Source organism: Helicobacter pylori (assembly GCF_006440215.1).
Classification (GTDB): Bacteria; Campylobacterota; Campylobacteria; order Campylobacterales; family Helicobacteraceae; genus Helicobacter; species Helicobacter pylori_CS.
Genome location: NZ_VEZH01000033.1, coordinates 1 through 2,179 on the forward strand (window position 1 = coordinate 1; position 2,179 = coordinate 2,179).

The 2,179-nt window shown below is 38.6% G+C and carries 1 protein-coding gene; it reads left to right on the forward strand.

Going from position 1 to position 2,179, the window contains the following annotated elements; all coding sequences use genetic code 11:
* Positions 1-186: 186 nt before the first annotated feature.
* On the forward strand, positions 187-2,179 hold a 1,993-nt coding region (locus FIM44_RS08360; protein WP_140579750.1), incomplete at its 3' end, for a porin family protein.

Consider the following 2,179-nt stretch of genomic DNA (forward strand, 5'->3'; position numbering starts at 1 on the left):
AACTATCAAACTTTCATTAACACAGCCTGATTAATTTTAAATAAACCCTAAAACAAACGCTTGTTTTTAAAATTTTGTTTCAATATGAAACACTAATCCCTTGTAAAAGCTTTAAATTCCAAAAAACCAACAAACAATCCCCTTAAATTGTATAATAAAAACACCATAGACTAAAAAGAGATAACCATGAGAAAACTATTCATCCCACTTTTATTGTTCAGTGTTTTAGAAGCGAATGAGAAAAATGGCTTTTTCATAGAAGCTGGGTTTGAAACCGGGCTGTTAGAAGGCGTTCAAACGCAAGAAAAAAGACACACCACCACAAAAAACACTTACGCGACTTACAATTATTTACCCACAGACACGATTTTAAAAAGAGCGGCTAATTTATTCACCAATGCCGAAGCGATTTCAAAATTAAAATTCTCATCTTTATCCCCTGTTAGAGTGTTATATATGTATAATGGTCAATTAACTATAGAAAACTTCTTGCCTTATAATTTAAGCAATGTTAAGCTTAGTTTTACAGACGCTCAAGGCAATATGATCGATCTGGGCGTGATAGAGACTATCCCCAAACACTCTAAGATTGTTTTACCTGGGGAGGCGTTTGATAGTCTAAAAGAGGCGTTTGATAAAATTGGTCCCTATACTTTCTTTCTTCCAAAAATTGAAGCCACTAGCACTTCTGTTTCTGACGCTAACACGCAAAGGGTGTTTGAAACGCTCAATAACATTAAGACAGATTTGATCGTAAATTACAGGAATGAAAACAAATTTAAAGATCACGAAAACCACTGGGAAGCTTTCACCCCACAAACCGCAGAGGAATTCACTAATTTAATGTTGAACATGATCGCTGTCTTAGACTCCCAATCTTGGGGCGATGCGATCTTAAACGCTCCTTTTGAATTCACTAATAAAGGCGGAGGAGAGGAATGCGATACCAGCAAGGAGAATGAATGCGTGAATCCTGGGACAAATGGGCTTGTCAATTCTCAAAACCAACAATATGTGTTAAACAAACAAGACATTGTCAATAAATTTAGAAACAAAGCGGATCTTGATGTCGTTATTCTAAAGGATTCAGGGGTTGTAGGGCTTGGGAGTGATATTACCCCTAGCAACAATGATGATGGCAAGCATTATGGCCAGTTAGGGGTAGTGGCTTCTGCTTTAGATCCTAAAAAACTCTTTGGCAACGACCTTAAGACTATCAAGTTAGAGGATTTAAGAACCATCTTGCATGAATTCAGCCACACCAAAGGCTATACCCACAATGGGAACATGACTTATCAAAGAGTGCCGGTAACGAAAGATGGTCAAGTGGAAAAGGATAATAATGGCAAGCCAAAAGATTCTGATGGCCTCCCCTATAATGTGTGTTCGCTTTATGGAGGTCAAGGCCAGAGCGCTTTCCCTAGCAACTACCCTAATTCCATCTATCACAATTGCGCGGATGTCCCAGCTGGCTTTTTAGGGGTAACAGCAGCGGTTTGGCAGCAGCTCATCAACCAAAACGCTTTACCGATCAATTTCGCTAATCTCAGTAATCAAACAAACTACAATCTAAACGCTAGTCTGAACACGCAAGATTTGGCCAATTCCATGCTCAGCACCATTCAAAAAACCTTTGTCACTTCTAGCGTTACCAACCACTATTTTTCAAGCGCTTCACAGAGTTTTAGAAGCCCTATTTTAGGGGTTAACGCTAAGATAGGCTATCAAAACTACTTTAATGATTTCATAGGGTTGGCTTATTATGGCATCATCAAATACAACTATTCTAAAGCCCTTAATCAAAAATTCCAGCAATTGAGCTATGGTGGGGGGATAGATTTGTTATTGGATTTTATCACCACTTACTCCAATAAAAATAACCCTACAGGCATTCAAACGAGAAGGAACTTTTCTTCCTCTTTTGGTATCTTTGGGGGGTTAAGGGGTTTGTATAACAGCTATTATGTGTTGAACAAAGTCAAAGGGAGCGGCAATTTAGATGTGGCTACCGGGTTGAATTACCGCCATAAGCATTCTAAATATTCTGTAGGGATTAGCATCCCTTTAATCCAAAGAAAAGCTAGCGTCGTTTCTAGTGGTAGCGATTACACGAACTCTTTTGTTTTCAATGAAGGGGCTAGCCATTTTAAGGTGTTTTTCAATTACGGGTGGGTGTTTT